A 6,330-nucleotide genomic window follows, 5' to 3' on the forward strand; every position below is an offset into this window, starting at 1 on the left:
CTACCCTTTAAAAGGGGTCACCTCCTCTTAGTTTAAAAAAATTAATCTCTACAACATCTTTAATATCCCTAAATATTTTTATTATGGCAAAAAATATTACGAAAAATTCTAATCTACCTAAATACATACCCATTGTCTCAACCCAAATAACTCCCAAAGGAGCATCAGGAACAGTTATTCCTACAGATAATCCTACCGCAGATAAAGCCGAAGCATATTCAAACATTGAATCTTCCATTGAATATCCATAACTTAATAATACCAAAACACCAATTGTATATACTAAAAAATACATAAAAACCACTGCTATTACATCCTTTAATGTATCATATGATATTTTCTTTTTTGAAATACCTTTATACACTTCTACGTGAAAAATACTGCCTTCAGGTTTAAAATAATTTTTTATTTGATGAATAATAATCTTCCATATTACAAATATTCTAAACAATTTTAAACCACCAGAAGTTGAGTCCATCATTCCACCAAATATCATGAGAATAGTCATAATTAATAGACCAAAATTATTCCAATTATTAAAAGAAATTGTAGAAAAACCTGTTCCGGTTAATGCAGAAATAGCTTGAAAAGCAGCGTGTCGTAATCCTCCAAACGTTCCATATAACATTTTTGTTGTAAAAAATAATAACAATGGAATCGAAAGTACTAGAATAAAAAACATTGTTCTAGGTTCTGGATTTTTTTTAAATAAATCTCTTTTTCTTAAAGCTGCATAATGAACACCAAAACCTGTTCCACCCGCAATCATTAAAATCATTATGATAATTTCAGCATTTATATTGTTAAATTCACCAATACTATTAATTTTAGTGGAAAATCCTCCTGTAGCTAAAGCCGTTAATGTATGATTAAATGCATCAAATAATGTAAAACCTGCTATTAATTTTAAAAGAATAACTCCTATAATTGCCCAAGAAATATATATTCCGAAAATTATTTTTGCAGAATCTCTTAAATTCGGTACAACATTATCAGTTCTTCCTTCTGCTTGATAAAGACCTACACCAAGAGAACCAGTTGCAATAACCATAATTAATGCAAACCCAGCTCCACCAAAATACTGCATTAAACTTCTCCATAATAGGAATATTTTTGGTATTTTAGTTACATCAATTAATGTCAAACCTGTAGTTGTCCACCCACTAGTTGATTCAAAAATTGCATGATGAATATTTAATATACCCGAAAAAACAAAAGGTAATGCTGAAAAAAATATTGCAAAAGTCCATACTAAAAATATAATAACAATTGCATCTTGAATATTTATTGCAGAATTTTTAACATTCCAACTTAATAATAAAAACACTATTCCAGTAAAAACGCTAATTAACCCAGATTCTATAAAACTATATAATGAGTTGAAATCTTTATAAAAAATAGATATTGAACCAAAAATCATCAGAAATATTCCAAAATATATCATCATTATTCCAGTATTTCTAAAAATTAATTTATATCTATATTTTAAATTAGAAAGATATTTAGGCATTCTCTTCATCCCTTCAATAACTTAAGTTTTACCTCTGGTACTTTATCCTTTAGTGAAAATATTACTAATTTATCTCCTGGTATTATTTCAGTATTACCTTGAGGAACAAAAATTTCTTCTTCTCTTATCAACATACTAACAATAGAATTTTCAGGCATATGCAACTCTTTCAATTTTCTATTAGCAGCATAATCGCGCTTTTTAATCCTTACTTCTATTATAGCTAATTTATCAGCATAAGGGTTGAAAAAACTAAGATTTGTTTGATATTCTATTGATGATTCAATTAACTTTTCTATCCAACTTGTTATACTAATAGTTTCAATTTGATTTTGTAAAAACAATTTTTCATTTTCTGGATAATTAACTAAAGATAAAACTCTTATATCCTCATATAACTGTTTAACCAACCAAGAAACAACAAAATTTAATGCATCATCATTAGATAATGTAATTATTCCTCCAACTCTATTAGGAGCCATATCTAAACTTTCTAAAAAAGTTATTTCAGTTGGATCATGTAAAATTCCTTCTAAATTTGAATAATAAGCTTTCAAAGATAAAATATTGTGTAAATTTTCTTCATCAATGGAAATATAATAAACATTATGGCCTTTATATAACAAATTTCTTACTATGGAATAAGCTATATTTCCACCTTCAATTATATAAAATGTTTTATTTTTCATTTTCCTCACCTACATTTCCTACTAATTCATCAACTGCATGTTCAATAGGACAAAAAATATTTATTCCAGCTCTCTCAAAAATGCTTTTTTTATGAGGATCATTTACTCTGGCTATTATCTCAAGATTTGAATTTTTTGATTTATAAAATTCATTACATGCATTGGCAAGCATAAAATTCAAGTTATCATCAGGTGTTACCAAGTAAATCAAATCAGCTTTTTCAGCTTTTACTTGTTCAAGAGTTGCAATATCCGTGCTATCAACAACCATAGAAAAACCAGTAAAATTATATTTCTTCAATCTTTCCAATGCCTCTGATGATTTATCAACAACAATAACATTGTGTTCTTTTGAAAAACGTTTAGCCAACTCTGATCCCAATCTTCCACAACCTATAATAATAATATATTTTATTTTATTTTTCATTGTTTTGAGCCTCCAGAATCTTTACTATAACGTTTTCCAACTCTTTATCTTTTATTGTATTTTCTGCAAGAGCTAATGCAGCATAATAATGTTTTTTTAAAAGGGTAATATTTTTCATTTTCTTCCAATACAAATATCCAAGCAAAAAATGTCCTTCATATCTATTAGGATTATCAAATATTAATTTACTTATTTTATCTTCCAATCTAAAAAATTCAAGATTATTATTTTCAGAAAACATATTTAATTCATTTTTCAATTTCCTATATCTACTTTCAAATGTTTCACCTTTAAACACAGACTCCGCAAGCATAATAGAAAATTCTTCTGGAACAATAGGTTTTTCTATCCAATCTAATGCACCTATTTTAAAAACAGTTCTAATAGAATTTAAATTCATTTTATTGCTTACAATATACAAAGGTGTTTTGGGTTGATATGTTTTTAAAATTTCTAAGTATTCTGTTATATTTTCACCATGAAGTTCTATTTCACTCAAAATAAGTGAATATTTTTCTTTAAAATTATCTTCATTATTTAAAAAATTTTTTAATTCATTTATTGTATAAAGAACAATATTTATGTGGTCTATACTTTGAAGATAATTATTTATCATTTTTTCATACAAAATTACTATTTCAGGGGAATCATCTATAATGAGTATTTTATGCATAATACCCTCCTATAAAACAAATTCACTTAAATCCTTATTGTCAGCAAGATCACCTATTCTTTGTTTTACATATTCCTTTGTAATTTGAATTTCTATTTCTGAATCTAGCGGAGCTTCGTAGGAAATTTCTTCTAACACTTTTTCTACAACGGTATACAATCTCCTTGCTCCAATATTTTCTATTTTTTCATTTAAATTAAATGCTATTTTAGCTAATTCGTCAATTCCTTCATCGGTAAATATTAAATCTACTCCATCAGTTTTTAATAAAGCTTTATATTGTTTTGTGATAGCATTTTCTGGTTCAACTAATATTCTAACAAAATCTTTTTCAGTTAATGCATCCAATTCAACTCTTATAGGGAATCTACCTTGCATTTCAGGAATTAAATCTGATGGTTTGGACACATGAAAAGCTCCAGCTGCAATAAAAAGCATGTAATCTGTTTTTATTGGTCCGTGTTTTGTTATTACTGTAGTTCCTTCAACTATGGGCAATAAATCTCTTTGAACTCCTTCACGCGAAACATCAGGTCCAGAGCCACCAGATTTTGCAGCAATCTTATCCATTTCATCTATAAAAATAATACCTCTATTTTGTGCTCTATCAATTGCTTCTTGAATCATTTTTTCTTTATCTATTAATTTTTCAGCTTCTATTGGCAACAATGCCTTTCTTGCATCTTTTATTTTCATTTTTCTTCTAACAGTTTTTTTAGGCATCATATTTGAAAACATTTCACCAATTTGAATCCCCATATCTTCAAATTCTGGACCTAATCCTGCAAACATAGGAGATGGACTTTCTTCTACTTCAATTTCTATTTCAATGTCTTCTAATTCTTTATTTTTTAATTTTTGTTTTAATTCCGTTCTTCTTTGATAATTGTTTGTATCTTGAACTGGATCCTCTCTCTTAGGTTGATTTTGTCCAAACATATTTAATAAGTCCATAAAATTTCCAGTTGGTTGCTTTTGTTTTTTCACGCCTGTTAATGCATCTAGTATTTTTTCTTCCACCATTTCTTCAGCTTTATCTTCCACTTCTTTCATCATTTTAGTTCTTACCATATTAATAGAAACATCTACTAATTCTCTTATCATAGATTCAACATTTTTTCCTACATAACCTACTTCTGTAAATCTTGTCGCTTCAACCTTTATAAAAGGTGCATCAGCAATTTGAGCTAACCTTCTTGCTATTTCTGTTTTTCCTACACCAGTTGGACCAATCATAAGAATGTTTTTGGGCATTATTTCTTTTTTTAATTCCTCCGGCAATTTTAATCTTCTATATCTATTTCTTAATGCTACAGCTACAGCTTTTTTAGCTTCTTTTTGACCAATAATATATTTATCTAATTCTCTAACTATTTCCTTTGGTGTTAGTTCTGACATTTTCCCACCTCCACTAATATTCAAATCCCCCTTCTGGGGGATCTATTAATTACCAGAAATTATGTTATTAATATTATTATATGTTGTATATCCTGTATTAAAGAAACTCATAAAATTACTTACAGTACTCATTACATTAACAACATTTGTTAAAACATTTTTAGGTATATAAATAATATCCCCTGGTTCAAGTAACTTATTCATATTTTCTGGAACATTGTTACCATTATAAAAATCTTTTAAATTTAATACTATTGGTGGTTGATCTGGACCATCTGTGAATAAGAAAACATTTGATAATTCAGCTGTTTGTGACTTTACTCCAGCTTTAAATAATGCTTCAATTATATTTAAACCTTTTGTATATGGAATTAAACCAGGTTTAGCAACTTCTCCAAAGATATAAATATATTGATTATGTGTTGTTGGAACATATACTACTGTACCTGGTTCTATTAGTATAGAATTTAAACTTTTTACTTTATCTAAATCAACTTCTTCAAATTCCCCATTTGATTTATATAATTTTACATATTTTTGAGTTCTCCAATCAATAGATAATTGCCCTAATATTTCTGTTAAAGGAATTGGTATTTCACTTTTTATACTTCTTGGAGTTGTATTACCTAAAACTGTTATATAATTTAGATTTACATCTAAAACAAAATTTATATATGATCCTTGGGGTATTTTTGCTAAAGGATTATTTATTACATCTAGTGAATTAAATTCAGCTATCTTTTTACTATTATTATACACCATTATTGTTCCATCACTTGAAGGTGAAAATCCATTTACACTGCTAAATACATCTATTAAAGTAACATAATCTTCTATTTTAGGAGTTATTACTTTTACTGAACCATTTTTGTATATTAATATATTATCATTTTTAACCTTTTTTATATTCACATATACTTCTCCTACTATAGGAATTTTTCTTAACTCCGTTTCAGCTTCTTCTCCATTATACGTTTTAATTTCATTATTAGACTTAACTTGAATTTCATATTTATTTGAAGGTACAAACCCAGCTCTTAATAACACATTCCATAAAGAATCATTTAATTTTGCAACATATATTCCATTTGCAACACCTTCCCCTAAAATATATACTTCCCTTTTTGAATTTTTCGCCATTATCATTGCACCTGGTTCAATAACATCATTATATACTTTATTTTCTTCTATAATTATTGATCTTGAATTTTCATCATTAAGTATTATCAATTCTCCACTAAATTCGTTTTTAAAACCTCTTGCTTTAGAAATAATAGCAGAAAGTGTAATAGGTTCTGAAATATCGAAATCTAATCTTCCTGTATAGTTAAAAGCACCTGAAACATATACATAATTCTTTTTAATCTTTATATTTACAATACTACCAGGATTTAAACTATCATATTCAAAACTTTTTACTTTCTCCTCAGTTAGACCTAATTTAGCTAAAATGGTGGCTTTATTTATTGTTTCTTTTTTATCAAAAAATAGTGTTTTTGCAATATCTCCAACAACATATACATATTTTTCTATTGGAATAATATCTATATACATATTGTTCTTTAATTCAATATTTTCAGTTGCTACTAATGTTTCTTTTGTTTCTGGATCAAATATCTTTATTTCTGATAGT

At 27.2% G+C, this 6,330-nt stretch carries 6 protein-coding genes; all 6 read right to left on the reverse strand.

All coding sequences use genetic code 11. The features are described from left to right. Window positions 1–7: 7 nt before the first annotated feature. Window positions 8–1,519, reverse strand: a complete 1,512-nt coding sequence (locus tag ACYQ44_RS06140; protein ID WP_459996006.1) for a TrkH family potassium uptake protein — start codon at window positions 1,517–1,519, stop codon at window positions 8–10. Continuing rightward, on the reverse strand, window positions 1,516–2,199 hold the full coding sequence (locus ACYQ44_RS06145; RefSeq protein ID WP_459996008.1) for a potassium channel family protein: 684 nt from the start codon (window positions 2,197–2,199) through the stop codon (window positions 1,516–1,518). Before ACYQ44_RS06145 ends, ACYQ44_RS06140 begins: the two co-directional genes overlap by 4 nt. Next, on the reverse strand, window positions 2,189–2,626 hold the full coding sequence (locus ACYQ44_RS06150; protein WP_459996009.1) for an NAD(P)-binding protein: 438 nt from the start codon (window positions 2,624–2,626) through the stop codon (window positions 2,189–2,191). The genes ACYQ44_RS06145 and ACYQ44_RS06150 overlap by 11 nt, the downstream gene beginning before the upstream one ends. Next, window positions 2,616–3,299, reverse strand: a complete 684-nt coding sequence (locus ACYQ44_RS06155) for a response regulator (protein WP_459996010.1) — start codon at window positions 3,297–3,299, stop codon at window positions 2,616–2,618. The genes ACYQ44_RS06150 and ACYQ44_RS06155 overlap by 11 nt, the downstream gene beginning before the upstream one ends. 9 nt (window positions 3,300–3,308) lie before the next feature. Then, a complete protein-coding gene (hslU, locus tag ACYQ44_RS06160) occupies window positions 3,309–4,697 on the reverse strand; it encodes an ATP-dependent protease ATPase subunit HslU (RefSeq protein ID WP_459996011.1) in 1,389 nt (462 codons plus the stop codon). 45 nt (window positions 4,698–4,742) lie between these two features. Next, window positions 4,743–6,330: polysaccharide biosynthesis/export family protein (locus tag ACYQ44_RS06165; protein WP_459996012.1), on the reverse strand; the 1,588-nt coding region annotated here is incomplete at its 5' end.

The sequence above is a fragment of the Marinitoga arctica genome, assembly GCF_054657315.1.

What these genes read in the sequence shown, in the direction of transcription:
- ACYQ44_RS06140 (WP_459996006.1), bottom strand. Translation starts at nt 1,519, where the DNA reads ATGAAGAGAATGCCTAAATATCTTTCTAATTTAAAATATAGATATAAA.
- ACYQ44_RS06145 (WP_459996008.1), bottom strand. Translation starts at nt 2,199, where the DNA reads ATGAAAAATAAAACATTTTATATAATTGAAGGTGGAAATATAGCTTAT.
- ACYQ44_RS06150 (WP_459996009.1), bottom strand. Translation starts at nt 2,626, where the DNA reads ATGAAAAATAAAATAAAATATATTATTATTATAGGTTGTGGAAGATTG.
- ACYQ44_RS06155 (WP_459996010.1), bottom strand. Translation starts at nt 3,299, where the DNA reads ATGCATAAAATACTCATTATAGATGATTCCCCTGAAATAGTAATTTTG.
- hslU (WP_459996011.1), bottom strand. Translation starts at nt 4,697, where the DNA reads ATGTCAGAACTAACACCAAAGGAAATAGTTAGAGAATTAGATAAATAT.